At 63.2% G+C, this 26006-nt stretch carries 20 protein-coding genes; 10 read left to right on the forward strand and 10 right to left on the reverse strand.

Going from position 1 to position 26006, the window contains the following annotated elements:
* Window positions 1-18 precede the first annotated feature (18 nt).
* Window positions 19-261: a DUF6582 domain-containing protein gene (locus tag G4G27_RS16605; RefSeq protein WP_183109677.1), complete on the forward strand. Its 243-nt coding sequence runs from the start codon at window positions 19-21 to the stop codon at window positions 259-261.
* Between the two features lie 11 nt (window positions 262-272).
* Here the strand turns inward: G4G27_RS16605 and G4G27_RS16610 are convergent, their stop codons facing one another.
* Genes G4G27_RS16610 through G4G27_RS16620 form a run of 3 tightly spaced genes read right to left on the reverse strand, consistent with a single transcriptional unit; the run spans window position 273 to window position 5792 of the window.
* Complete coding sequence (locus tag G4G27_RS16610; protein WP_183109678.1) at window positions 273-3590, reverse strand: error-prone DNA polymerase; 3318 nt, start codon at window positions 3588-3590, stop codon at window positions 273-275.
* A complete protein-coding gene (locus tag G4G27_RS16615) occupies window positions 3587-5140 on the reverse strand; it encodes a DUF6504 family protein (RefSeq protein ID WP_183109679.1) in 1554 nt (517 codons plus the stop codon). The genes G4G27_RS16610 and G4G27_RS16615 overlap by 4 nt, the downstream gene beginning before the upstream one ends.
* Window positions 5061-5792 (reverse strand): damage-inducible mutagenesis protein, encoded by a 732-nt coding sequence (locus G4G27_RS16620; RefSeq protein WP_183109680.1) that lies wholly within the window; start codon window positions 5790-5792, stop codon window positions 5061-5063. The genes G4G27_RS16615 and G4G27_RS16620 overlap by 80 nt, the downstream gene beginning before the upstream one ends.
* A gap of 573 nt (window positions 5793-6365) precedes the next feature.
* On the opposite strand from G4G27_RS16620, the gene G4G27_RS16625 reads away from it, so the two are divergent.
* The 3 genes from G4G27_RS16625 (at window position 6366) to G4G27_RS16635 (ending at window position 12541) form a co-directional block, all read left to right on the forward strand.
* The gene (locus tag G4G27_RS16625) at window positions 6366-6857 is read left to right on the forward strand and encodes a hypothetical protein (protein WP_183109681.1); all 492 of its coding nucleotides are present in this window, start codon (window positions 6366-6368) and stop codon (window positions 6855-6857) included.
* A gap of 975 nt (window positions 6858-7832) precedes the next feature.
* Complete coding sequence (locus tag G4G27_RS16630) at window positions 7833-10430, forward strand: TonB-dependent receptor (protein WP_183109682.1); 2598 nt, start codon at window positions 7833-7835, stop codon at window positions 10428-10430.
* Between the two features lie 119 nt (window positions 10431-10549).
* Window positions 10550-12541 carry an Atxe2 family lasso peptide isopeptidase gene (locus G4G27_RS16635; protein WP_244624375.1) on the forward strand — a complete coding sequence of 664 codons (1992 nt, stop codon included), beginning with the start codon at window positions 10550-10552 and terminating at the stop codon, window positions 12539-12541.
* Between the two features lie 198 nt (window positions 12542-12739).
* On the opposite strand, the gene G4G27_RS16640 is transcribed toward G4G27_RS16635, so the two are convergent.
* From G4G27_RS16640 to G4G27_RS16665, 6 genes are all read right to left on the reverse strand, one after another.
* Complete coding sequence (locus tag G4G27_RS16640) at window positions 12740-14422, reverse strand: asparagine synthase-related protein (protein ID WP_183109684.1); 1683 nt, start codon at window positions 14420-14422, stop codon at window positions 12740-12742.
* Window positions 14423-14517: 95 nt separating this feature from the next.
* A complete protein-coding gene (locus tag G4G27_RS16645; RefSeq protein WP_183109685.1) occupies window positions 14518-15171 on the reverse strand; it encodes a lasso peptide biosynthesis B2 protein in 654 nt (217 codons plus the stop codon).
* A 53-nt stretch (window positions 15172-15224) separates the two neighbouring features.
* Window positions 15225-15350 (reverse strand): benenodin family lasso peptide, encoded by a 126-nt coding sequence (locus tag G4G27_RS16650; RefSeq protein WP_183109686.1) that lies wholly within the window; start codon window positions 15348-15350, stop codon window positions 15225-15227.
* Window positions 15351-15848: 498 nt separating this feature from the next.
* A complete protein-coding gene (locus G4G27_RS16655; RefSeq protein WP_183109687.1) occupies window positions 15849-16199 on the reverse strand; it encodes a nuclear transport factor 2 family protein in 351 nt (116 codons plus the stop codon).
* Window positions 16200-16766: 567 nt separating this feature from the next.
* Window positions 16767-17195, reverse strand: a complete 429-nt coding sequence (locus G4G27_RS16660; RefSeq protein WP_183109688.1) for a heme-binding protein — start codon at window positions 17193-17195, stop codon at window positions 16767-16769.
* On the reverse strand, window positions 17192-18328 hold the full coding sequence (locus G4G27_RS16665) for an alpha/beta hydrolase (RefSeq protein ID WP_183109689.1): 1137 nt from the start codon (window positions 18326-18328) through the stop codon (window positions 17192-17194). The genes G4G27_RS16660 and G4G27_RS16665 overlap by 4 nt, the downstream gene beginning before the upstream one ends.
* Here G4G27_RS16665 and G4G27_RS16670 point away from each other — a divergent pair.
* A complete protein-coding gene (locus tag G4G27_RS16670) occupies window positions 18285-19619 on the forward strand; it encodes a M20 family metallopeptidase (RefSeq protein WP_183109690.1) in 1335 nt (444 codons plus the stop codon). The genes G4G27_RS16665 and G4G27_RS16670 overlap by 44 nt on opposite strands.
* A 10-nt stretch (window positions 19620-19629) precedes the next feature.
* Here the strand turns inward: G4G27_RS16670 and G4G27_RS16675 are convergent, their stop codons facing one another.
* A complete protein-coding gene (locus G4G27_RS16675) occupies window positions 19630-20028 on the reverse strand; it encodes an ester cyclase (RefSeq protein ID WP_183109691.1) in 399 nt (132 codons plus the stop codon).
* 150 nt (window positions 20029-20178) lie between these two features.
* On the opposite strand from G4G27_RS16675, the gene G4G27_RS16680 reads away from it, so the two are divergent.
* From G4G27_RS16680 to G4G27_RS16700, 5 genes are all read left to right on the forward strand, one after another.
* The gene (locus G4G27_RS16680; RefSeq protein ID WP_183109692.1) at window positions 20179-20517 is read left to right on the forward strand and encodes an EthD family reductase; all 339 of its coding nucleotides are present in this window, start codon (window positions 20179-20181) and stop codon (window positions 20515-20517) included.
* Window positions 20517-21947, forward strand: a complete 1431-nt coding sequence (locus G4G27_RS16685; protein WP_183113860.1) for an aldehyde dehydrogenase family protein — start codon at window positions 20517-20519, stop codon at window positions 21945-21947. The genes G4G27_RS16680 and G4G27_RS16685 overlap by 1 nt, the downstream gene beginning before the upstream one ends.
* A gap of 117 nt (window positions 21948-22064) precedes the next feature.
* A complete protein-coding gene (locus G4G27_RS16690; RefSeq protein WP_183109693.1) occupies window positions 22065-24386 on the forward strand; it encodes a TonB-dependent receptor in 2322 nt (773 codons plus the stop codon).
* Between the two features lie 5 nt (window positions 24387-24391).
* Window positions 24392-24952, forward strand: a complete 561-nt coding sequence (locus G4G27_RS16695; protein WP_183109694.1) for an NADPH-dependent FMN reductase — start codon at window positions 24392-24394, stop codon at window positions 24950-24952.
* 57 nt (window positions 24953-25009) lie between these two features.
* Entirely contained in the window at window positions 25010-26005 is a 996-nt protein-coding gene (locus tag G4G27_RS16700) for an alpha/beta hydrolase (RefSeq protein WP_183109695.1), read from the forward strand.
* The last annotated feature ends 1 nt before the right edge of the window (window position 26006 follow it).

The raw sequence follows: 26006 nt of genomic DNA on the forward strand, positions 1-26006 counted from the left end.
GTGCATACGGAGGTAACGATGGCAAAGCTCAGCACTGAAGACCGTGACGATTTGGACAAAGGGTCGTTTGCCTTCCCCAAGGAGCGCAAGGAGCCGCTTGAGAACGCGAGCCATGTTCGGAACGCGATCGCGCGCTTCAATCAGGTGAAGGACGTAAGCGACGACGAACGGGACGCTGCGTGGAAAAGGATCAAGACCGCGGCGAAGAAGCACGGGGTCGAGGTCAACGAGAAATCCTGGCGTGAGATTGGCAAGGACTAGGAGCCGGTCGGCTAGCGGAAATCTCTTGGCTTGATCTTGATCCCCTCTGTCGGCTGACCGGCGATGATGCCCGAGCCGAGCCGCAAATCAGGAATGAAGATGTCGCGCGGCGGCTTGCCCAAGGGCGATCCTGTTGGGTCGCGCGGATCGGGCCGCACCGGACTTTTGACCACGTCGGCCCGACTGACCCGATAAATGTCGGCTACATCGCCGCGATTGCCGACACTCGCCAGCAGCGACGACAGGTCGTCGAGCCGCTGAGCGATGACGTGAATGACTTCGCCCTCTCGCTGGACCTGACCGCGCACGCCCATCATTGACGCGCCAAGCACCGTTCGCCGGTTCTTCTCGAACACATTGGTCCACACGACGAGGTTGGCGACGTTGGTCTCATCCTCGAGCGTAATGAACATGACGCCCTTGGCCGAGCCGGGCTTCTGGCGGACCAGCACTATGCCGGCGAGGTCGATCCATCGCCCGTCCTTCACGGTCTGGAGCTCTTCGCAGGTGATCATCTTGCGCGCTTTCAGCTCGTCTCGAAGAAAGGCCAGCGGATGCGCGCGGAGCGACAGGCCGGACGCGCGATAATCCTCGACCACCTCGGCGCCGTCGCCCATTGGCGCGAGGACTACAGTGGGCTCGATCGCCTCATCGCGCAGTTTGCCCTCGCGTTCGTCGGCCGCCGCAAATAACGGCAGCGCCGCATTGCCAAGCCCCTTCACAGTCCACAGACCTTCGCGCCTGCTGCTACCGAGCGAACCGAACCCGCCGGCTTCACCGATCCGGTCGAGCGCGCCCCGACCGACCCCGGCGCGACGCTGGATTTGCTCGACACTTTCGAACGGCGTGTCGGCCCGGGCGGTGACGATCGCGGCGGCATCGTCGTTCGACAGGTCGCGGATCATGCGCATGCCAAGCCGGACAGCCTTGTAGCGCCCGTTGCTGGCCTCGAGCGTGCAATCCCACCGGCTGGAATTGACATCGATCTGCCTGACCTCGACGCCGTGCTGACGGGCATCGCGCACGATCTGGGCTGGCGCGTAGAAGCCCATCGGCTGCGCGTTGAGCAACGCGGCGCAGAACACATCGGGATGATGGCATTTCATCCAGCTGCTCGCATAGGCGATCAGCGCGAAGCTTGCCGCATGGCTTTCCGGGAAGCCGTAGGAGCCAAACCCCTCGATCTGCTTGAAGGTTTTCTCGGCGAACTCTTGCTCGTAACCCCGGCTCACCATGCCATCGATCAGTTTGTCGCGAAAATGGCTGACGCCGCCGGTGAGCTTGAACGTCGCCATCGCGCGGCGCAGCAGATCGGCTTGGCTGGCAGTGAAGCCGGCGCATTCGATCGCGACGCGCATCGCCTGCTCCTGGAACAGCGGCACGCCGAGCGTCTTCTCCAGCACTCGGCGCAGTTCCTCGGTCGGATAGGTGACTTTCTCCTCACCGTTCCTGCGGCGGCGATAGGGATGGACCATGTCGCCCTGGATCGGACCGGGCCGGACGATCGCCACCTGGATGACGAGATCGTAGAACGTCCGCGGCGCCATCAGCGGGATCGACGCCATCTGCGCCCTGCTCTCGATCTGGAAGACACCCAGGGTGTCCGCCTGGCGGATCATCGCATAGGTGGCAGGATCCTCGGGCGGAATGGTGGCGAGGTCGTGCTTGATGCCCTTGTGATCTTCCAGAAACTCGAACGCCCGGCGCATGCACGACAACATGCCCAGGGCCAGGACATCGACTTTCATGAAACCGAGCAGGTCGATATCGTCCTTGTCCCATTCGATGACCTGCCGGTCGTCCATCGCCGCCGGCTCGATCGGCACCAGTTCGTCGAGCCGGTCGCGGGTCAGCACGAACCCGCCGGGATGCTGCGAGAGATGGCGCGGCGTGTTGATCAGCTGCCGGGCCAGCTCGATCGTCATGGTCAGACGCCTGTCACCAAGGTCCATGTTGAGCTCCTGGGCGTGCTTTTCCTCGACGCCTTCGCGGCTCCAGCCCCACACCGCGCCCGACAGGCCGGCGGTCATGTCCTCGGATAGCCCGAGCGCCTTGCCGACCTCGCGGACTGCGCCGCGCGCTCGGTAGCGGGTAACGACCGCGGTCAGCGCCGAGCGCGTGCGGCCGTAGGTCTCGTAAATCCACTGAATCACTTCCTCTCGGCGCTCATGCTCGAAATCGACGTCGATGTCGGGCGGCTCGCGGCGCTCCGCCGAGACAAACCGCTCGAAGAGCAGTTCCGAGCGGACGGGGTCGATCGAGGTGATGCCAAGTACGTAGCAGACCGCCGAGTTGGCGGCCGAGCCGCGTCCCTGGCAGAGAATCTCGCGCCGCCGCGCTTCGGCGACGATCGAATGGACCGTCAGGAAATAGGGCGCGTAATCGAGATCGGCGATGAGCTTCAGCTCATGCTCGAGCTGCGAACGGACCTTGCCCTCGATTCCGTCGGGATAGCGGTCAGGCGCCTTCTCCCAGGTCAGCCGCTCCAGCTCCTGTTGCGGCGTGCGGCCCGCATCGCCGATCTCGTCGGGATACTGGTATTTGAGCTCGTCGAGGCTGAAGGTGCAGCGCGCCGCCAGCTCGACGCTCCGGGCGACCGGGCTCGTATCCTTGAGATAGCGCCGGAACAGCCGCTCCATCTCCGCGCCGGTTTTCAGGTGCCGGTCGGCAAATTGTTCACGGCGATCGCCGAGTTCGTCGATCGTGCATTTCTCACGAATGCAGGTGACAACGTCCTGCAGCATCCGGCGCTCGGGCGAATGATAGAGGACATCATTGGTGGCGACTGTCGGCACCCGCATCGCTGCGGCCATGGCCGAGAGATCGCGCAGGCGGATGGCATCCTTTGGCCGTCGCCGGACGGACAGCGCCATATAGATCCGGTCCCCGAAAATGCGTTTGGTCCGGGCCAGCGCCACCTGCGCGACCGCGTCGGCCCGGTCCGGGACCAGCATCGCGATCAGGCCTTCCTGCCACTGCGCTACGTCGGGCCAGTCGAGGTGACAGGCGCCCTTGCCGGCGCGCTCCTTGCCAACGCTGAGCAACCGACACATCCGCCCATAGGCGGCGCGGTCGGTCGGATAGATGAGCAGCGCGGTGCCATCGAGCAGGTCGAGTCGACAGCCGATGATGGCGCGGACCCCGGTGGTCTTCTCGGCATCCCATGCGCGCACGATGCCGGCCACCGAGTTCCGATCCACGACGCCGAGGGCCGATATCCCGAGCAACGCCGCGGCAGCGAACAGTTCTTCCGCCGATGACGCGCCGCGCAGGAAACTGAAATGGGTCGTGACCTGCAGCTCGACATAGGCGGGTTCGCCGTCACTCACGCGAAAGCGCCGTGGATAAACCAGCGCATATCGCCGCTGGACTGGCTGACCCCATCGCCAACGCGGAACAGCCAGTAGCGGCCGCCTGTTTCCGTCTCGACCTGATAATAATCGCGGACGGTCAGCGGCCTGTCGGCTTCCTGGCCGGATTCGCGCCACCACTCGCCATGCAGGCGCTCAGGCCCGTCACCTTGCGTCACGCGATAGCGTTTGCGGCGCCAGACAAAGAGACGCGGGGCATCATCGGGAAGGAGCGCGATCACGGTGATCGGCTCGGGCTGGGCCAGCATCCGCGACGGTCGCGGCAGATCGTCATCCCAGGCCGCGCCACTGGCTTGACCGAGTGCCGGCGACAGCGCGACGGACCGCTCGGGCATAGCGCTGGCTTGTGGACCGGTGCGATGCAGGCTTCGCTGGCCGAACCGGTTGGCGAGCGCATCGACCAATGCGGCGAGATCGGGGCCACGTCGCCCCAGGCTTTCGAGCCCTTCGCCCTGCCGCGCCGCCATCGCTTCGACCAGCGGAGTGACCAGGGTCATCGCCTCAATGCCAAGGCCCGGCTCGATCGTCTCGATCTTAGCGCACAGCAGCTTGGCGAGGTGCTTTTGATCGCGCGATGGCGCGGCCGTCCCGACCCGGACAGCCTGGGTATGATTATCGACCCGGTGGAAATAGCAGTCGAGGCGGCGCGCGCCTTTGCCCATGCGGCCAAGCTGACCGACCACGTCGCCGACGAGATCATCGATCACCTGCGTGAATGCCTCCGGCGTCGCGATCGGCTCCATGAACCCCCGCCTCGCGCGCGGCAGATGTTCGGGAAAGATCGGCTCGATAGGCTCGGGCAGATTGCCCAAGGCCTGATCGAGCCGGCGATGAAGGTTACGCCCAAACCGCTTGGCGAGCGGAGCACGCGGCGCACCGATCAGCTGCTCGATCCGCTCGAAGCCGAGCTTGCGCAGGCCTTCGACGTCACTGGCCGGCAATCGCAGCGCCGAGATTGGTAGCAGCGCGATGGCCTTACGATGATCGCCCGGCTCGATCGTCACCGGACGTCCGGCCGGCACATGGCGCGCGACCGCATGCGCACAGCCCGCAGTGTCAGCCACGGCGATCTGTACCGACAGGCCGAACGAGGCGACCCGGCGATGGAGATCCTTCAGCAGCGCCCTTTCGATGCTGAACAGCGGGCCGCAACCGGTGATATCGAGCCAGATGCCGTCCGGTGCGTCGGGCGACACGAACGGCGAGTATCGCTGCCCGGCCCACAGCGCAATCTTGCGCAGCCCATCCAAATCTGCGTCTGGCTCTGCATCGACGACGTCCAGTTCCGGTGCGAACGACCGAGCCCTGGTGACCGTCATGCCCGGCTGGATACCAAGCGCACGCGCGCCGGCATCGACCGCGGCAATGATGCGTCGGCCATGATCGTGGATCGCTGTCACCAGCGGCCGGTCGGGGGAGATGTCGCCGTCAGGCGGCGACTTGGCGGCCTTCCTGCGCAGCCGGTCTGTCGACCAGTGCGGCAGGAAGAGCGATACGACCCGTCGCATCACTGGCCTCCACGATCCATGAGTGCGGGTTGCCACCACGCACGCGCTCCAAATCCACTCGCCAGCGCGGACGCCCGAGGCTCGGTATGCCTAGATCTTTGCTGGGCGATGCCGATATCCGCCAGCGGGTGATCGCCGCCGTTCCTTCGTTCGTCTGGTCTCTCTTTGAAGCGCGGCGGAACACGAAAGCGGCAACGCCCGATCCTTCGGCCGCGAGCTGGAGCCGTTTCGACGCCGTTGTCGAATATTTGGTGACCTCGCCGACGACTCCAGCGAGGCCGGGGTGGCGGAGGCATTCCTCCATCGCCAGCAGCACATTGGTATCGCTGCCGGCCTCGACATGGATCACACGGTCAGGGTGGAGCCCAGCAAGATGGAGTGCCGGCGCAAACAGGTCGCGCCAGCGAAGGCACCACAAGACCGGGCCGTCCATCCGGGCGAGGATGCCGGCCAGGAAAATCGTCGCGCTGGCATCGTCCGCCAGATCCGGGCTGCCCGTTATTTCGTGAAGCGCTCCGGTCGCGATGCCGCCACCGGGCAGTCGTAAATCAAAATCGTCAATGCCGAACGGTATTACCGCGTGGCGCACACATCGTCCCTCTATCTGCGCGACACGCGCGCGCAATGAATCGAGGATGGCCGGGCTTCGCATAATTTGAACAGACTCGGGAATCGATACAGTGTTCCTAGTTTGTTCTTTTAATTCACCCTTGAGTCAAGTTTGACGCTCATGCTCGGAATGCGGCAAAGCGCATAGACGCGGTCAACGTCACCTCGACTGACCAAGCTTTCGTAATCAGCCAGGACGTGGCGACGTCGCGATTGCGGGTCCCATTGCGTGGTGTAGCTGCGCTGGGACAGTCATCACGATCTCCGACTTTGGCCGGGTTGATCAGGCTGCGTTTAGCGGAAACTGGCTATCCTTGCTGCCGCGCCGGTTGATCATCCGAAAGCAGGCCCCCGGCGCGCTTCGCATGACAATCCACGTGCGTTCGGCCGAGAGTCCTGCGGCGCGTGGCGGGGCTCCTCGCCCCAATCCTCGCATTCATCGTGGCCTTCGGTCGGCAAGCGAGCGCGAGCTCTCAGCACCGCATCGGCGATGCTGCCATCGATCTGATCCTGAACGGGACCCATCGGGCGCCAAGCCATTGAGGAAATCCAGGGGATACTTTACCGAATCCATTCGGAGAGGATCACCTGGGGGTGATGACGTCGGGAGAATCAGATGTTCGGCTTCGGCAAAAAGCGGCAGACCAAGACGGCAAAGATATACGAGCTGACCTTTTTCCCGGATGGCGCGGTGATTGAAAATCAGTGGTTCGACGCCGATGCCGGCACGTTGCGCCGTCCCGGTCAGGGAAAGGTCGTGCAGGAGCTCCGGATCGGTGAATCTGCCTGCCGACTGGACGCGACCCTACGCAATGGTGATGCCATCTTCTCGATGTGGAGCGATGACCGGATCGTCACCTCGTCCTTGTTCCTGTCGTCCAGCGACGCGGCCTTGAACGACCAGCTCACCGGGCTCTACCTGGACAGTATCCGGCAAACCGACCTCGTGCGGCAGCTGACCCAGGGGATGGATGCGCCTTTCCAGGAAGTCTCCCGAGCAGCCGAACGTCCGTTGCTGGTCACGCTGCTGATGCCGGCTCCCTCAGCGGAATTGACCGACACCCTGATCGAGTATCAGCGGCAGTGGGTGTCAGCACTGATCGCATAGCCCGACGGCGGCTATGTCGACGCGACGGTGAATTTCACTCGCCTTACCATCGGCGACGGCGCCCGCGAAACCGCCGTCCGGAACGGTTCGTGCGGAATTCAGCCGGCGAATTGGTCAGCGCCGATCTCAGGCCGGTGAATTTCGACAGCGCCAAGCGCAGTACCCCGCGGTTGGGTTTCGACTTCACCGTGCCGTTGATGTCCGCGTCCGGACCACGTTCTCCGGCCGCGGTGCAGTCGACAGACGCTGCGCGACCGAAATAATGATAACGGGGTGGCTGCGCTCGAAGGTGAATCTCAACCCGTCCGCACGCTTTCCGGCCTGACGACGGCAACCGCCTTTGGTTCTCTGTGACCGATGCGATCAAACTCGTCGACAAGACGACCATCCGTGACGGACTGGATCTCGACTATCTGCATGGAACGGCAGTTCGGCGGAGTCCGCATGGATTGTCGCGATCAAGCCGGGATGCCGACCGCTACGGGAGCTCATTTCTCTGTAAGCTCGTCTCAAGCTTCGCGCGCGTGACCACCCGGTTGAATAGAACCGCTCCTCCCGCAGCGGTCGCGCAGATTTGGAAGCTGCGCTTAGCAAGGTCGATCGCGAGAATGTGAACGTCAGTCAATTGCTCTTCCTTCTCCAGCGCACTGCCGCGCCGGTCAGGCATCATACGATGCCGGGCGAAGGGGGCATCCACCCCATCAGTTCAGTCTTCCGTGCACTCCAAGCGCGACGTGAGGATCGGTACGGGCCAAGGGCAGGGGTGATCGTTAAAGATCGCCCAGCAGAGCCGTAGCGTGGCAAAAGGCTGTCACGCAGTTTGGCTCAGACACTGCCTGCTTTTCACTTGGTGCGCGATCCTTCGGCTGACGCCCTAAGGGCCGTCTAAAATAATTTCACCCAGGACCCCGTAGTTCGCCCAGTGCCGCGTCAACCCATCGACGCCGGAGCAACTGGCGATTGATGGGGAAGACGATGACGATCTCAAGACAGGCACTTTGCGCGACGCTGCTCGCTGCGACCGCATTCCATGCAGGTATGGCGATCCTGCCGGCCAGCGCGCAGGTATCACCAGCAGCGTTCGATCTGCCGACGCAAGACCTTGCGACGACCCTCCGTGCGCTTGCTCGCCAAGGTGGCCGGGAGATCCTGTTCGCGGAAGAGGACGTGAGCGGCAGGCGATCACCGGCGGTGCGCGGCAATTTCACCGTCGAGCAGGCAGTGCGCCTCGCGATCGGCGGCAGCGGCCTGATCGTCGAGGAGCAAGCCGGGGCGCTGGTTGTGCGGATGCCTCCCCAAGCGGGCCAGGATGGCGGGGCCGACACTGAGATCACGGTGACCGGCACACGTATCCGCGGTGCGAGCGCGCCCTCACCGGTCATCATGATGACGCGCCGGGAATTGGAGGAGCAGGGTGTCCCGGACCTCACCAGCGTTTCGCGGATCATCCCGCAGAATTACACCGGAGGGCAAAACCCCGGGGTCGCGGGCGGCGGTGACCAGGGTGGATACAACAACATCAATAACTCGACGACGCTCAATCTCAGGGGGTTGGGTTCGGACGCGACGTTGACGCTCATCAATGGTCACCGTCTTCCTTATGATGCCGTCAATCAAGGCATCGACATTTCGACCATCCCGCTGGCCGCGCTTGATCGCATCGAGGTGATCACCGACGGGGCATCTGCGCTGTACGGCTCGGACGCCGTCGGCGGCGTCGCCAACATCATCCTGCGCCGCGACTATGACGGCCTCCAGGCCAGCGCACGAGTCGGCGCCTCCACCGAAGGCGGCAATGTCCAACAGCAATATTCCGGGGTGGGTGGCGCGCGCTGGGCAGGTGGCGGCTTCATGGCCGCACTCGACTATAGCAAGGCAACGCCGATCTTCGCCGATGACCGGCCGTATTCGCGCGGCCTCGATCCCTCGCAGATGATCGGGACGGGGAGTCGACAAGTGAGCGGTGTCCTGACCGCCCATCAGGATATCGGGAGCTGGGCCTCGTTCGAACTGGATGCACAGCTGGCCGACCGCCGCTCGCGCAAGGCGAATGCGTTTTCGGTGACTGCGCCGGCCACCTTCTACGGGCAGGTCAGCTTGCCGGTCGTGCGCTCCTATGCCGTCACGCCGTCGCTTCATCTCCGGCCAGGTGCCGGCTGGGAAGCGACCCTCGAGATGACGGACGGAGCGAGCTCAACCGTGAGCAATGCGCGGCGGTACACCAACGGGGTGCTGCGGGTGGGGCGATCGGCGTATGATAATCACCTCACCAACTTCGAGGCGAGCGCTGAGGGGCCGATCACCCACCTGCCCGGTGGCGACGTACGCCTTGCCTTCGGCGGCGGCTACCGGCGCTTCGCGCTCGATTTCAATGTCAGGTCGATCAGCGGCGGCGTCACGCGAGTGACGCGCGACGCCGTGGAACGCCGGGGGAGCCTTTTCGGCTATGGCGAGCTGTCCGTGCCGCTGGTCGGCACCGCCAATAATATGCCTCTGATCGACGCGCTCCGCCTTAGCGCCGCGGTCCGCTACGAGCGCTATACCGGCATCGACGCAGTCGCGACGCCCAAGCTGGGCCTGGTCTATGCCCCGCACCCCGACGTGACCCTCAAGTACAGCTGGGGGCGTTCGTTCAAGATCCCGACGCTGGACCAGGTCAATCGGGTCCGCGAGGCCGTCTTGCTCAGTGCGGACCTGTTCTCGCCGCAACCGACCCCGCCGCTCCCTGCTGGATCGACCGTGCTGCTTGTCGGCGGCGGCAATCCCGACCTGCGCGCCGAGCGCGCGACCAGTTCGACCTTATCTATCGAGTTCAAACCCCATTTCCTCGCCGGGCTCCGCATCGAGGCGAGTTATTTCGACATCGATTATCGTGGGCGGATCGCATCGCCGATCAACGACGCGCTTTCCGCACTGGCCGACCCCGCTGCCGCGGGCTTCATCCTGCGCTCGCCCAGCGCCAGGCAGTTACAGGACCTGATAGCGGAGGCGCCACTCGGCCTTTCGAATCAGAGCGGGCAAGATTATGACCCAGCGCAGGTCGCGGCGGTGATTGACTCGAGTCTGCGCAACACCGCGCGCGAACATGCCCGCGGGGTCGACCTGGCCATCGATTATAGCGCCGAGCTGGGGCGTGACAGCCGGCTCCATCTTGGGGCGTCGGCCAGCTATCTCGATGCTGACCGGCAGCCCGTTGCCAACCAGGCCTATCAAGATCGTGCAGGGCTGATCTTCACACCGCCGCATTTCCGCGCGCGCGGCTCGGCGAGTTGGGAGACACCAGTCGTCCAACTTTCGACATCGCTCAACTACGCCGATGGCACACTCGACAACCGATATCCCATAACCGCGCGTCTCGGTGCCTTCACAACTCTGGATCTGAGCGGCGCGTTCCGGCCCGCCGTGCGGCATGGCCCCCTTAGCGGCCTCGAATTCCGGTTGAACGTGCAAAATCTGCTAAACGAGGAGCCGGACCCGATCCGCAATTCGGATCCCTCCTCCATTCCCTTCGACTCAATCAATCAGTCGCCCATCGGCCGGTTCGTCAGCTTCTCGGTGACCAAGCAATGGTGAGCCCGCGTATCGCCCTGGCGGCCGTCGTGCTTGCCGCGCCTACTGCGGCGTGGGCAGGTTCGGACTGCGCTGACCTCGTTCCGCCGGCCGCCACCGTGCCGCATTCCATGCGCGCCCTGATGCCGGAGGACCTTGTCCGGTTGCGGGACGTCGGGCCGGTGGACCCGTTACAGCAATATGATGGCCTGTTCTCGGTATCGCCAGACGGTCGCCACGCGGCCTTCCAACTCCGCCGCGGCGATCCGGCGACCAACGGCTATTGCCTGGCGATGCTGGTGGTCGATCTGCGCACCAAGGGGCGCGCGGTGGTGGTCGATCGCGGCGGCGACTTCATCCGGTTGGCCCTCGATTTTCGCGGCAAGGCCGGGTTCCCGACCGGGTTCGCCGATCCGATCACGCCGCGCTGGTCGCCCGATGGCAAATGGATCATCTTCCGCCGGCGCGACAAGGGCGCCGTGCAGCTCTGGCGCGCCGAGACGGACGGCAGCGGCAGCAAGGCGATTACAGAAAGCATCGATGACATCGACGACTTCCGGATCAGCGCGGATGGGCGCAGCGTCGTCTATGCGACGAGGCCCGGCCTGCGCGAAGCCATCGCCGCAATCGCCAAGGAAGGTCGTTCAGGATTCCGGTACGACGACCGCTTCTCTCCTGCTTCGAGCAACCGGCCATTCCCGCCGGGACCGATCGAAAGGACAGCCTGGATCCTCGATCTCGCCAGCACGGCGACGCGCGAGGCGACGCTGGACGAGGCCGCTTTGCTCGACAAGACCTCAATGCAGGAAGGGAACTGGACCGAGGCAAAATCGCCTGCGGGAAACCGCGCTTGGGTACAGGCTCCGTCCAAGACGTTCGACGCGTCGCGCGGCCGGCTCGCCGTCAGTGCCGGCGAACGCATCCTTTCGTGCCGCGCGCCGGAGTGCGCCGATGCGAGCTTCCCATATTGGATGGGCGACAAGGTTCGTTTTCTGCGACGCGAGGGGTGGGAGAATAGCGCCACCGCCCTCTATGAGTGGAAGCCGGGCAGCGCCCGCGCGCGCCGACTCTACGTCACCGAGGATTTGTTCCTCAGCTGTGTACCGACCGAGGAGACGCTCACCTGCCTGCGCGAGGGCTCGCTCCAGCCGCGCCGGCTCGAGCGGCTCGATCCTGTGAGCGGGCGCCGCGATATATTGTTCGACCCGAACCCGGAGTTCGCAAATCTCCGGCGCGGCCGCGTTGAGCGCTTGCGATCGCGCAACAGCTTTGGGCTTGAGTCCTTCGCCGACCTCGTGCTGCCGGTCGCCTATGAGCCCGGTACCCGCTATCCGCTGGTCGTGGTGCAATATGCCTCGCGCGGTTTCCTGCGCGGCGGAACCGGTGACGAGTATCCGATCCAGGCATTCGCCAACCGCGGCTTCGCGGTGCTGAGCATCGACAAGCCTGACGCGGTCGGCCTGCGTGCCACAACCGACTTCCGCGAAGCGGACAGGATCAACCTCAAGGGCTTTGCCGACCGCCGCAGTGTGCTCGAGGCGGTCGAGGCGCCCGTGCGCATCGCGATCGAGCGCGGAATCGCGGATCCGGCACGCATCGGCATCACTGGCCTGAGCGACGGTTCCTCCACGGCGGGCTTTGCGCTGCTGCACAGCAAGCTGTTCTCGGCCTATGCGATGAGCAGTTGCTGCTGGGAAACCAACCTGCCCGTTCGGGTCGGGCCGGGCGCGGCACGGCTGTTCTACGATATGGGCTATCCAAAGCTCACCGATGACAGCGAGACCGCTCGAGCCTTCTGGCGCGAGATCGCTATTTCTCCGAACGCGGCGGAAATTCGCGCGCCGATCCTGGCTCAGGCCTCGGACGACGAATATTGGAGTGCGCTGCAGACCTTCACAGCGCTTCGCGAGCTGGGCCGCCCGATCGAACTCTTTGTCTTTCCGAACGAGCACCACGTCAAATGGCAGCCGGCGCACCGGCTGGCGGTCTACACACGCTCGATCGACTGGTTCGACTATTGGCTGAACGGCGTAAAGACCCCCGGCCGCGCCGAGGAGATCGCGCGATGGGAAGCGTTGCGACAGGAGCTTTCGACGACGTCTCACGCTCGGAGCACCAACGTATCCAGGCCCTGAGACATTGGCAGGCCATCGATCGGCCCGCGAGCAAGGCCACAGGCTCGCCTATTTCACGCTTGTACGCCGGAATGCAGCATCCACGCTGAATTCGCCGTCGCGGGGCCGCTCACCCGGCCTCCCGCGTTCGCGCTCACCGTCCCGCGCTCCATCGCAGCGATAGCTTCCGTGGGCCTTTCCAGCGCCCTCATTTAGGCTTCAGTCATCTCCGCCCGGACCTGTGGCGGGCTCGGCGCCGCGCGACCGCGATGTCCAGGCGGTGAGCCAGGCCTCGACATTGACCAGCTCGAGCAGGCGCACATTCTCTTCGCCGGTGGTCAGGCGGCCCGGTCGAAAAGCCTCCTCGATCGCAGCCGGATCGAGGATCCGGTGTGCGACAAGCTGCCCGTCCAGCAGGCGCTCGCGCAGTTCGTGACGCTTGCGTCGGACGATCTCGCCGCAAAATGGGTCGGGCGTCCCCTTCACCTTGCGCTCGACAATCGCCTGCGGGAGACTGCCAGCGAAGGCTGCCCGCGCGGCCGCCCGATCGCGGCCACCCTCTCGCCATTGCCAGCTCGGGATCGACAGGCACGTCTCGATGACCGGCTGGGACAGCAGAGGATTGATCAGAGGCGCAATCCGGCTGCGGTCGGACTCGAGATTGAGATGGGCGCGCACTAGCCCTGCGATATGCGCTGCCTTTCCGGGAAGCGCCCATCGCGGCGCCTCCAGCCATGGATGTGACAGCGCCATGCCGCGCATCGAGGCAATGAGCTCGGGGTGCAAAAAGCCCAGGCTTGGTCTCCACCGATAGCAAGCAGGCTGCCGTGCGATCCGCACCGCAGCCCGCGTCACGCGGAGCGGGCCGGCGCCGGTCTGGCGACAGATGTCGCGAAGCGTGGCGAAGGCACCGGCACCTGGCCCTTCATACAACGCGCGATCTGCGAGCGCGGCCGCGGATTGGGAATAGCCGAAGACATTGTCGCCGCCATTGCCGCTGAAAAAGGCATCGGCATGGAAGTGCGCGGCGAGCGCGCGGTGCGCGGCCTCGTAGGGCTGAGCTTCCGCACGACCCGCAGGGCGCGGCAGGTGCGCGCCGAGGGGACGAGCCAGATCGACCGCGTCCAGTGCGTAGCGGCTTTCTGTGAGCGGCAAATCGAGCGCATCGCACAGGATCTTCGCGAATCCGCGCTCATCGCCCGCAGGGTCGTCCGTATACATGGTCAGGCAGGAGGCGTTCCTGCCTGCATGCGCCAGGCAGGCGGCGACGATCGAGGAGTCGAGGCCGCCGGAAACGCTGACCAGGGGGCGCTCATAGAGCGACGACCAGGCCGCAACGCATTGCTGGATCACACGGCGCAACCGCTCGGTGGCCGCCGCGGTCTCCTCGCCCGCCCGGGGCTCGACAAAGTCCCAGGGCGACCAACCCGTTATCGTCCGCTCGGATTGACGTTCCAGCGTAATCGACTCGCCCGGGCGCAGCGTGGCAACACCGTCAAGCGCTGTCTCCGCCGTCGGGAGACCGCAGGAATAGAGAATCCGGCCGAGCGCATCCCATGCTATTCCGTCAATTCGACCGCCCGCTGCTGACAGGAGATCCACGTCAGATGCGAACAGTGCTGTGTCGCCGTCCTGTGCGCGATAGCAGGGAAGCGCCGCCGACGGGTCGCGCAGAATCTCGACCGCATCGCCCCGAACCCGCACGCTGAGGTAGCCGCCCCAATATGCCTTCAGCAGCGTCCCGGCCCAGCCCTGCGCCATCGCGTTGCGCTCGGCGCTGCTCAACATGGTGATCGCGCGGGGAGCCCCGTGCCGGTAGAAGAGGGTGCCGATTACCACGCCGTCCGCGTCGATCTCGATGCAACCGCAGGCTTCGTTCACCAATACCGCGACAGGCGGCATGCATCGCGCGACCCGCAACCCCGTCGCATGCGCGATGCGCTGTGCGTTGGTCGCGAGATCCCCGCCCAAGGAGGCGAGGAGGAGGTAGCGCGGTCTCACCGGACCACCAGGATCGGCGTGTAGAGCCGCACCTGTTCGAGGTCCCCGACGATCACCGCGTCGCCGGACTGGACCCAGCTGTGCGCTGCGAAGGGGTTGAGGCGCACGCCAAAGATCAGCGCGGCGGCCTGCCCATGACGGTGGCATAGCTGCCGAGCCGCAATCGCCCGGGGGAGGCATCGATCGGCCGCGCGCAAGAGCATTGCGCTGGTGCCGAAGGCGCAGGCGATCCGCCGCTGGCGCATTTCTCCCTGCGATTGGAGGGAAGCGCCCATCTGCTGCATCGTAAGGTGGGAGACAATGCTCGCCAGCGACAGGCGCTTGAGCCGCAATTGGGCGCGAAGCTGGCCGAGCATTGCCGCCAGCACGTCGGAGAAAGATGCGCCGGACACACCATCGGTCGCGTAGTCCCGCATCGCGGGCGGGTAATGGGCAGGGCCCGCGCACCGGCTGCCGCCAGGTTCGATCACACCGCATCCGACCAGCAGTTCCTGCTCGGCAAGGCTGATCGGTTCGCCCGCCGCCCAGCGCTGGAAGACGCTATCAAGTGCCTCGGATAGGCAGAAATAGCGATCGCGCGGGAGATCCAGGAACACGGCTTGGTGCGTGCAGATGCACCAAGAGAGTCCGGAACGCAGGACGAGCGACATGGATGGGGTGCCCATGGAAAGGGCGCGTGCCGCAAGGCACGCGCCAGGTTCCGTCAGTCGTCGCTGAGGCCGATCTTGTGCTGTTGGGCGAAATCCGAGTCGGCGAGACCGACCGGTAGGCCCTTGGTATCGGCGCTCACACTGCCGAGTTCGATGGTGTCTTCATTTTCGCGTTTCATGGCATTCCTCCATTGAGAGAAACGTCATGGCCATGACCAGACCAATGTACCGGGCCTGGCAGTTATAAGAACCTTATAATTCACTTATAATCCGATTGTTTTTGCAACAAGCGCCTCGCGTCCTTAAGCCGGGCGGGAAAAGCATGCTTGGACATGCGCCACCACCTTTAGCCGAAAGGCCTGGACATAGTGGTGGCCACCCGGCCGCATTATTTGCCACGCCACATTAAATGCGGGAATCGACGAAATCTGTTCTTTGCGGATTAGATCGGGCTAGGACTGTATGTCAAAATTTGATCTTTCGCGCGGTGACGTGGAAGTGGGTGACAAAGGTCGCCGGGCGACGCTCAGGACCCTGCCCCAATGGCTTCACCCAGCGAGCCTGACGGTATCGCGACGATTGCATTGCCCGATAGCGGCTGGCCCTGCCAAGGAAGAGATCAGCGCGTGGACCCGTCAGCTTTTGGGTTGCCGTGTCCGTCACGGTCTTGGTGCGGTCTAGCGCAGCCGATCGTAGCAGGCCGTCTCGAAGACGACGCGATCCTCCTTGTCGAACAGAAACGTCTCGACGCAGTTCCGTCCGGAGTCGTCCTCATAATGCAGCGTCAATGCCAGATGCCCCGAATAGACCGCGCGTTTCTCCAGCCTGAGCCGTGGCATGCGCCGCATCGCCTCCCCCCAGTAATCCCGCAGGGATTCGATGCCGCACACCATACCATCGACTGCATATACCTTGGCGAAGGGCGAACGCATCTCCACTGCCGGTGCGTACAGCGCGAGCGGGGCCTCCAAATCCCGCCGGTTCCAGGCGTCAATCCATTTATCCGCCCAGCGGTCCGCAAGGATCATGTGACCAGTCCAATCTCTCGGCCCGACAATGGCCCGCCGCGATTACGTCCACGACTTGCCGAACGCAAACACCCGTAATGGGCGTTGCTTTTTCAATGCTGACGCCCCGAGCATTTTTGGCGCAGGTACCTTGTGCTTTTAGTCGACGATCTTGACGAGCGCGTTAACCGGCTCGACATCGACTGGACCTGATTCAGCCACGACTCCGAAAAGATCCTCGGCGCCATAAGCATAGCCCTACGAAGCACCGACCTGGCAATGATGTGGAGCTTAAACCAGACCCGATCGGCGCCGGATCGATCAGCGAAGCCGTTCGGCGTCAAATACCTTCTGGACGATTTGCCGATCACCGTTGAGGAATAAGCACGACTGCAGGTCCGTCACCTCACGCAGAGGGATCCGAAGGCTGATCGCGGCGCTACCTACGTGCGCTAACGATGTCTGATGCCCGGTTCTGTGTGCACGCGCGCTCTGTCGGGGTGCCTGATACCTAAATTCGGCTGACAAACGTTCGTCTGCGCCGGCAAGCTGCGACGAACGATTTGCGACGCATCCGCGTGAAAGGCTTTAGCGGTGGCAACGCAATTCGGCGGCTCTTATTCCCGCAAATGCGCAACGCTCGTCGATGTCAGGTGTATCGCCGGACACTCCAACCGCAGCGATCGGCAACCCATCGTCGCCGACGATGATGACACCTCCTGGAGACGCTACCAAGCCATGGACCGACAAGGATGCAAGCGACGTCACGAATACGGGGCGATCAACAGCCATCACCGCGAGTTCGCGCGAAGACATTCCCATGGCAAGCGCCCCTGCCGCCTTAGCAATGGCAATTTTGGGCCGAAGGATTGAAGCGCCATCCTGACGGGCGACAGCGACAAGATTTCCGCCATGGTCAAGTACGGCGACGCAAAGCGGCCTCGCACCGGTGTCTCGCGCTTCAGCGAAGGCGCCGGCCAGGATTGCGTCGGCCTGAGCAAGCGCCAGGCGGCTCACTGAGCCCTGCTCCGCGTAACAGGGCGTCGGCCGCGGCTCGGCGCGGGCCTGGCCTTGCCGTTACGAAACGTGACAGCGAGCTTCGCCGCAACTTCGTCGATCGCGTCACGGCCCGCTGGAATCGCTCCGCCCATGTTTACAAACGCATGGATCGTGCGGCGGTAGCGATGCAAATCCACCGACACGCCGGCATCGCGCATCAGCGATGCATATTCCTCGCCATCATCCCTCATGATGTCGAATTCGGGTACGATGACCAACGCAGACGGTAAGCCGTCGAAGCGGGTCGCAAGGATAGGTTGTACGCGGGGGTCGGACAGTTCTTTGGCGTCTTCGACATATTGCGCGTAAATCCAGGCCAGCTCCGCCTTGCCGAAGAAATAGCCTTGGGCGTAGAGATCCATCGAGCGGCTGTGTCCGCGCGTTCCGACGGCTGGATAAATAAGGACCTGAAGTTGCAATGGCGGGCCATGGCGGTCCCGCGCCATCTGGCTGACGACCGCCGCGATGTTGCCGCCGGCAGAATCGCCACCAACGGCGATGCGACTGCTGTCCAAGCCGACACTGGCGCCTTCGGCATGGACCCACTGAAGCGCGGCATAGCTGTCATCGATACCTTGCGGGAACCGATGCTCTGGCGCGAGCCTATAATCCACCGACACGATCGCTGCCCCCGATTTTGCACTGATGAGCTGCAACATGGAATCATAGGTATCGGTGGAATTCGTCATGGCGCCACCACCATGAAAATAGACCATCACCGGAAGTTGTTTTGTCACCGCACCGAGCGGGCGAAAGATGCTGATCGGGATCTGGCCGTTGGGTCCAGCGATCGTCCTGTTCTCGCGTGACGCGACATGGGGATTGGGCAAGCTGAACTGGCCAAAGAACGCGTCATAGCCTTGCCGGAGTTGGACCGGTGGAAGGGTCCAGGGCGCAGGCCCCTCATTCGCGGCGATGCGGTCAAGGACCAGGCGCGATCCCGCATCGAGATCGGCTTCGGTATAAGGAACCAATATCGCGCGCACCGGGGCTTCGTTGATCGGATTCAAACCGGTCGTCGTCTGGCTGTAGACGGCCGGGGTCGCGATGCACGCGATCAGCAGTGTTACAAGTTTCAGCGGTTTCATCATGGGGAATCTCCGTCGCCATCAAAGGCGAGATCACCCTGTTCCTACCGACGAGGATGTGCGCCGTCCGAAAGTGTGGTGCCTCGGCCATCCTTTCGAGCGGCGTTTCTGCCGCCATGGGCTTCGATCTAAGGCAGTCGTTGATGGGGAGAATATTGTGATCAGTGCGATCGAGCTGACGAGGGCGCTGCTCGCGTTCGACACTTGCAACCCGCCCGGCCTCGAAGCCGAATCTGGCCGGTATCTCGCGCACTTGCTCGAAATGAACGGTTTCGTCGTCGAAACACAGGACTTCGCGCCGCATCGCCTGAACATAATCGCCCGCCTCGATGGCAGTGACGCCGACGCGGCACCGCTGGTCCTGACCGGGCATTTGGACACGGTTCCCCTTGGCGCCGCGCCTTGGTCGCGGGACCCGTTTAACGGAGAGCTGAGTGACGGCCGGCTCTACGGACGCGGTGTTTCCGACATGAAGGCCGGAGTAGCGGCGATGGCTTGCGCCGCGATCCGCTTCGCGCGGGGACCGCGATTGCGGCGCGGCCTGGTCCTTGTGTTCACCAGTGGCGAGGAAACTGGCTGTATCGGCGCCCTCGCGTTCGCCAACGCGGCACGGCCATTGGTGCACCGGGCAAGCGCAATGCTCGTCGGTGAGCCGACCGCAAATCGCATCTCGACCGCCCATAAAGGCTGTGTCGCGGTGAAAGCACATACGACCGGGATCACGGCGCATTCGTCCATGCCTGAAAAAGGGGAAAACGCCATCTACGCTGCTGCACAGGCAGTCGCGAGGATCGCCGGGCACGTTCCCGCAGGCCGCGTCGATCCCTTGCTTGGCTGCGCAACCATCAACGTTGGAATGATTACGGGCGGCCTCAATTATAATTCCGTACCCGACGCTGCGGAATTCACCGTCGATGTGCGCACGGTGCCAGGAATGGACCACGACATGGTGCATGCCTCGCTGGCAGATCTGCTCGGAAACGCCGTACGGCTTGAACGCTTTGTCGATATGCCGCCGGTGGGAACAGCCGCCGATCATCGCTTCGTTGGTGTGCTTCGCGATATCGTTGCGGATGTTTTTGGATCCGACGCAAATCTGGAGCCGCTGCCGATCCCCTTCTTTTCAGATGCTTCCGTGTTCCAGCCGCTTTGGCGTTGCCCGACGATCATCATCGGGCCCGGTGAGCCCTCGCAGGCTCATCAGACCGATGAATGGTGCGAGGCAGAAGCAATCCCGATGGCGGTCGAGATCTATGCTCGGACGATCGCGGCGTGGTGCGACCATACCGATTGAACCAGCCCGCCTAGAAGATCCCGTTCGTGTGAGCCATGTCGGCCGGCACGTCCTGTATGACGTCCCAGTGCTCGACCATAAGCCCCTCTTCGAAACGGAAGATTTCCACGATCGCTTTGCCGCGCGGGTCGTCAGGACCGTAGGTATAGTGGCAATGCGCCCAGACATAGTCACCCTCCGCGATCAGACGCTTCACCTCGACCGCATAGCTTTGGAATTGCTGATCGAACTTTTCCACCAGGCTCATCAGGCCGTCAAAGCCATCAGGTACCACGGCGCTATGCTGGATATATTTGACCGGATTGATGTAGGTCGCCATCGCCGCCCGCTTTTCCGCCACTAATCGACCGGGCGTGAACGCTGCGTTCAACAAGGCAGTCACCTTCATTTTGTTCTCTTCGAGGTTCATGCGCCGGTCTCCACTGGCCGTGCGGCAACAAATTCGGCCGCGCTGCATGAGCGGATAACGCTCATCCGCCAGGTCTTTGCCATACAAAGGTGTGGTGAAATCTTGCGCCCGCGCCGGCAGTAGCGCTGGCTCGTCTATCGGGAAATGGCCATGATCAAGATCACCGTCTTATACCCCAGGGCCGCCGGCACCTGGTTCGATTTCGACTATTATCTCGAAAAGCATATGCCGCTGTCGATTGCGCGGCTCGGTTCGGCAATGGAGCGAATTACCGTCGAACGGGTCACCAGCCCCGGCGAGCCGTATCCCGAGCCAGGCTTTCACGCGGTCTGTTCATTCGTCTGCGCGTCGCGCGACAAGTTCGAAGCTGCATTCCTCCCGCACATGGCCGAATTGCAGGGCGACGCGCCACATTACACCAACAGCCAGCAGATCGTCCTGTTGAACGAAATCGAAATCGATTTCGCAGGACTGGAGGCGCAGGCGTGATGCGCGATTGTCATCAGTTCTATATCGGCGGCGCCTGGATCGATCCGGCGGACGGCGCGGATATTCTCTTCCCCGTCATCGACCCCGCGACCGAGCGGCCGATCGGAACTATCGCGTTAGGCGGTGAACTGGACGTCGATCGCGCAGTCCTTTCCGCAAGGACGGCACTGCCTGCATGGTCGGCAACCACTGTGCCGGAACGGCTTCAGACGCTCCACAAGCTGGTTGCCGAATTCAAGCGGCGCTACGACGATATCGCCGAAGCGATCACCCTCGAAATGGGCGCTCCGCCTCCGCTGGCTAAAGGCGCACAGACCGGCATCGGGCTGTCGCATCTTGGCGCCGCGATCGAAGCACTCGAGCATTACGCGTTCGACACGACGCGCGGCACGACCCGGATCGTGCGCGAGGCGATCGGTGTTTGCGGGTTCATCACGCCCTGGAACTGGCCGATCAACCAGATCGTCTGTAAAGTCGCGCCGGCGCTTGCCTGCGGGTGCACCATGGTGCTGAAGCCATCCGAGCTTGCGCCCTTTTCGGCAGTGATCTGGGCAGAAATCTGCGATGCGGCGGGCCTCCCACCCGGCGTGTTCAACCTGGTCAATGGCGACGGTCCGACGGTCGGCGCTGCGATCGCGCGCCACCCGGGCATCGACATGGTGTCTTTTACCGGGTCGACACGCGCCGGTATCGAAGTCGCGCGCGACGCCGCCGCAAGCGTCAAACGGGTCCATCAGGAACTCGGCGGAAAGTCGGCACACATTATCCTCGACGACGATCGCCTCGAAGAGGGCGTGCGCTGGGGTGTTCGCGGTGTGGCGCTCAACGCCGGACAGAATTGCAACGCGCCCACCCGCATGTTGGTGCCGCGAAACCGGCTCGATGAAGTGTTCCGGGTGGCGCGTGACGAGATCGCGAAGCTCAGCGTCGGCGGGCCCTCCGCGGATGTCGGCCCAGTCGTGAGCGACGCGCATTGGCAACGGATCCAGAGCCTCTTGAAAGCCGGTATCGAGGAAGGCGCGACGATTCTCGCCGGCGGTGTCGGTCGCCCCGCTGGCCTGGAAACAGGATACTTCGTTCGCCCCACGGTGTTTGGCGACGTCGAGAATAATATGTGCATTGCGCAGGAGGAAATTTTTGGCCCCGTCCTCGTCATCATCTCCTACGACAGCGTCGATGAAGCGGTCGCGATGGCGAATGACACGCCCTATGGACTCGCCGCTTATCTCCACGGCCGCAATACGGATGTGCTTCGATCGCTCGCGGCCCGCCTCCGCGCTGGCCAGATCAATCTAAACGGGTCCGATCCGGACTTTATGGCGCCGTTCGGCGGGTACAAGCAGTCCGGCAATGGGCGGGAATGGGGCCATCACGCCTTTGCCGAATTTCTCGAGACCAAGGCAATCCTCGGCTATCGTGCCGCTGGTTGAGAACACGGCAATCCTCCATACTTTCAGATGGCTGCGCGGCGCCTGCCTCGTTCCAGGGTCAGATCGAGAACCGGCATCAGTCAGACCGGAATCGTCAAATAATCTTGGGGAGGAATAATGACTTATCGCCATCGATTCTGGCTTCTCGGCGCCACTTCACTCATGATGACGCCTTACAGCGCGCGGGCGCAGGTCGCCCCTGTTGCAACACAGGACCCGGCCTCCGCCGACGTCGGCGACCAGCTCGAGGATATTGTCGTGACCGCGCAAAAGCGCCGGCAGAGCGTGAACGACGTCCCTATATCGATCACGGCCCTTGATGGCGGCCACCTCGCTGAGCAAGGCGTTCGTCGTTCTGAAGATCTCGCCCGTGTCGTCCCAGGCCTGTCCTTCACGGAAACACAATTCGACGCGCCGATCTTCACGCTTCGTGGCGTCGGCTATAATGAAAACAGCCTCGCAGCGAGCCCCACGGTCAGCGTCTATGTCGATGAAGTCCCTCTGCCCTTTCCCGTGATGACACGCGGTGGCACGCTCGACCTCGAGCGGGTCGAGGTCCTCAAAGGCCCGCAGGGAACCTTGTTCGGACAGAATTCCACCGGCGGAGCGATAAACTATGTCGCAGCCAAGCCGACCGCACAGTTTTTAGCGGGCGGCGAAGCGACCTTCGGTCGCTTCTCAACTTTCGATGCCAGCGCCTTTGTGAGCGGACCTCTGTCCGACACGGTGCGCGCGCGCGCATCGGTGAGCACGACGCAGGGCGGCGATTGGCAGCGGAGCACCACGCGCAACGACCGGCTCGGATCGCAAGATCTGCTCACTGGTCGCCTGCTGCTCGACTGGGCGCCATCAAGCGATGTGCGCTTTGAACTCAACATCAATGGCTGGCGCGACAAATCAGACAGCGCCGCGGCACAACTGGTCGGCCTTTTTTCGGCCAATGGCAGTCCGCTTCCAGCGTCGTTCACGAGTGCGCCGATCGTGCTCGATCCCCGGGCTGCGGACTGGACCCCCGGACTGCCGCTCGCGCGCGACAATGATTTCGTCCAGGCCTCGCTTCGCGCGGACTGGTCGCTGGGGAAGAACATCACGGTCACGTCAATCACGGCCTATGATCGCTTTCGGCGAAACAGCTTGCAGGATGCCGATGGCCTGCAGGCGACCGACCTTCATCTAAGGCTCGGCGGCCGCGTGCAGTCGTTCACTCAGGAGCTTCGGCTTGCCGGGACAGGAAGCCGGTTCAACTGGGTGGTTGGGGGTAACTACCAGAGGGACCGGGTTCACGACCTGCAACAGGTCTTCTTGGAAGATTCGCCGGCGTCGTTCATCGGGCCATTGCAGTTTCGCAGCATCATCAACGATGCCCAGAATGCCATCACAACCTGGGCCGGCTTCGCCAATGCCGAATATGAGATCGCCGACCGGCTGACGGTCCAGGCCGGCGCGCGCTATACGCGCTCGTCGATCGACTATCGCGCGTGCACGAAGGATACCGGCGCCGATGACATCGCCGCCATCATTCGGTTCGTACAGGGACTGGTTGGCGCTCCCATGACTGCCGCCGCTGGCCAGTGCGTCACATTGCAGCCCGATTTCTCGGCCGGAGATTTTGTCGACTCGCTGGATGAGGACAATCTGTCCTGGCGCGCCGGCGTCAATTTCAAGCCGAGCGCCGGCGCACTGGTCTATGCGAATGTCTCGCGAGGATACAAGGCGGGCAGCTTCCCAACGCTTTCCGCACAGTCTTCGACTCAGCTGGCGCCAGTGACTCAAGAAGCGTTGATGGCCTATGAGCTTGGCTTCAAGCTGCCGCTTGCCGGTAACAGGGTGCGCCTGAACGGTGCGGCGTTCTTCTATGATTATCGGGACAAGCAGCTTTCCGGCCGTATCCAGACCTTGTTCGGCCAGTTGCAGAACCTCGTCAATATCCCGCGCTCAATGGTCAAAGGGGCGGAATTGCAGCTCTCCTGGCTTCCGGTGCGCGGCCTCAATGTCAGCGCAGCCGGCACCTATCTTCAGACCCGAATCCGCCGCAACCCTGACGGCACCTCATTTCAGAATTTCGATCAGTTTGGTAGCGTGGTCTCGCTGAGCGGTAACGCTTTCCCATATTCACCCAAGTGGCAGCTCAGCGGCGATGCACAATATGACTGGCATGTATCGGGCCAGATCGACGCGTTCGTCGGCGCAGCGGCAAACTATCGGAGCGCCACCAAGGCCGCACTTGAAGACGATGCGCGGCTCGCCATCGACGCCTATACGCTGGTCGATGTACGCGCAGGCATCAAGGACGCCGACGACCGCTGGCGGTTGTCGATTTACGGACGCAACATATTTAATGCCTATTACTGGAACAACGTACTCCATATCCAGGATACAATCGTCCGCTATACAGGGCGCCCTGCGGAATATGGCGTCTCGGTCGGCTTCAAATTCTGATCCCCATGACGCGGCATGAAGGTCTCAGGCTACTCGCGGTCGCGGGTAGCCTGAGGGAGGCCTCGTCGAATCTCGTTCTGCTCGAAGCGGCAAGTTCGATGGCGCCGGCGGGTGTTCATATTGAACTGTTTCGCGGGATCGGAGACCTGCCGCATTTCAACGCCGATCTGGACGCGGATGGCCTCCTTCCCACCGCGGCACTAGCCTGGCGCGATCTTGTCGCGGGATGCGCAGGCATGATAATCTCCTGTCCAGAATATGCCGGCGGCATTCCTGGCACATTCAAGAACGCACTCGACTGGCTGGTCGGCGACGCACGATTCCAGGGCAAACCAATCCTCATCCTGAATGCGTCGCCACGCTCGGTCTCGGCACAGCAAGCGTTGCGGCTCGTCCTGCGGACAATGTCGGCCGACATCGTCGAAGAGGCATCGCTAACGCTCCCGCTTCTGGGCACCCGCTCAACTGCCGGCGACATCAGGGCAAGCGGAGAATCTGCCGCACGAATGGCAACGTCGCTGCAGATCTTTGCGGATCATGTGCTTGCCGCGGACCATACTTTATAGGGGCGCGGCTTCGTCCAGGCAAAGCAATGTCGACGCTTCATAGCGGGGAGCGTATCAGTGGCGGACGAGCATCAAGTAGCAGCAGGACTGGCCGATCATTCGTTACTCGACGCGCAGACTGTCGATATCCTGATGCGGCTCGAGCGCGATCCGTTTCTCGATCCGACAATGGCCCCTTCGGACATGCGTGCCGCCTTTGACGCCTTCTATGCCAGCCTTCCGATAGCGGCGCCGCCGATCGGCGCGGCGGACGATGTCACGATTGACGGCCCTGCCGGCCCGATCGCGCTTCGTATCTACCGGCCGCGCACTGCCGTCGGCGAGAAACCGCCCGTTATCCTGTTCATTCATGGCGGCGGTGCCATGATGGGGGGCCTTGCTTCCTATGATGGAGTTTGCCGGCGGCTGACGGCAAAATCAGGCGCGATGCTGATTTCGGCAACATATCGCCTTGCGCCCGAGCACAAATTTCCGGCCGCGACTGACGACATCTGGGCCGTCTTCAATTGGGTCTGCGCGAACGCCGCAGCGCTTGGGGGCGATGTCGAGCGGCTGGTCGTCATGGGTGAATCGGGCGGTGGCGGACTTGCCGCAGGGTGCGCGCAACGCGCGCGCGATGAAGGCCAAACGAGCATCGCGCTCCAAGTACTGATCAATCCTGCGCTGGGCATGCTCGGTAGCTCGAAATCGATGGCTCGCTATGCGCGCGGATTTTTCTTCGAGCCAGAAGCCCTTGAGTGGATTTACAGCCAATATCTCGAGAATTCGACCGACATTACAAACCCTCTCGTCTCGCCGATCCTCGCACCCGATCTTGCCGGCCTGCCACCGACCTTCATCATAACAGCGGGTCACGACATTCTGCGCGATGATATCGAAGCCTATGCCGCACGACTGGCTGACGCGGGCGTTCGCGTCGAGATCTCGTGCTACGAAACGACGATCCATGGCTTCACGGTCATGGCGGGCGCGATTGACGCCGGCCTGGACGCGCTTGACGAATGCGCCGAAAAAATCCGCGCGCGTTTCGACCTTGCGACACCGCCCGAATAGC

Source organism: Sphingomonas sp. So64.6b (assembly GCF_014171475.1).
In the GTDB taxonomy this organism is placed as follows: domain Bacteria; phylum Pseudomonadota; class Alphaproteobacteria; order Sphingomonadales; family Sphingomonadaceae; genus Sphingomonas; species Sphingomonas alpina_A.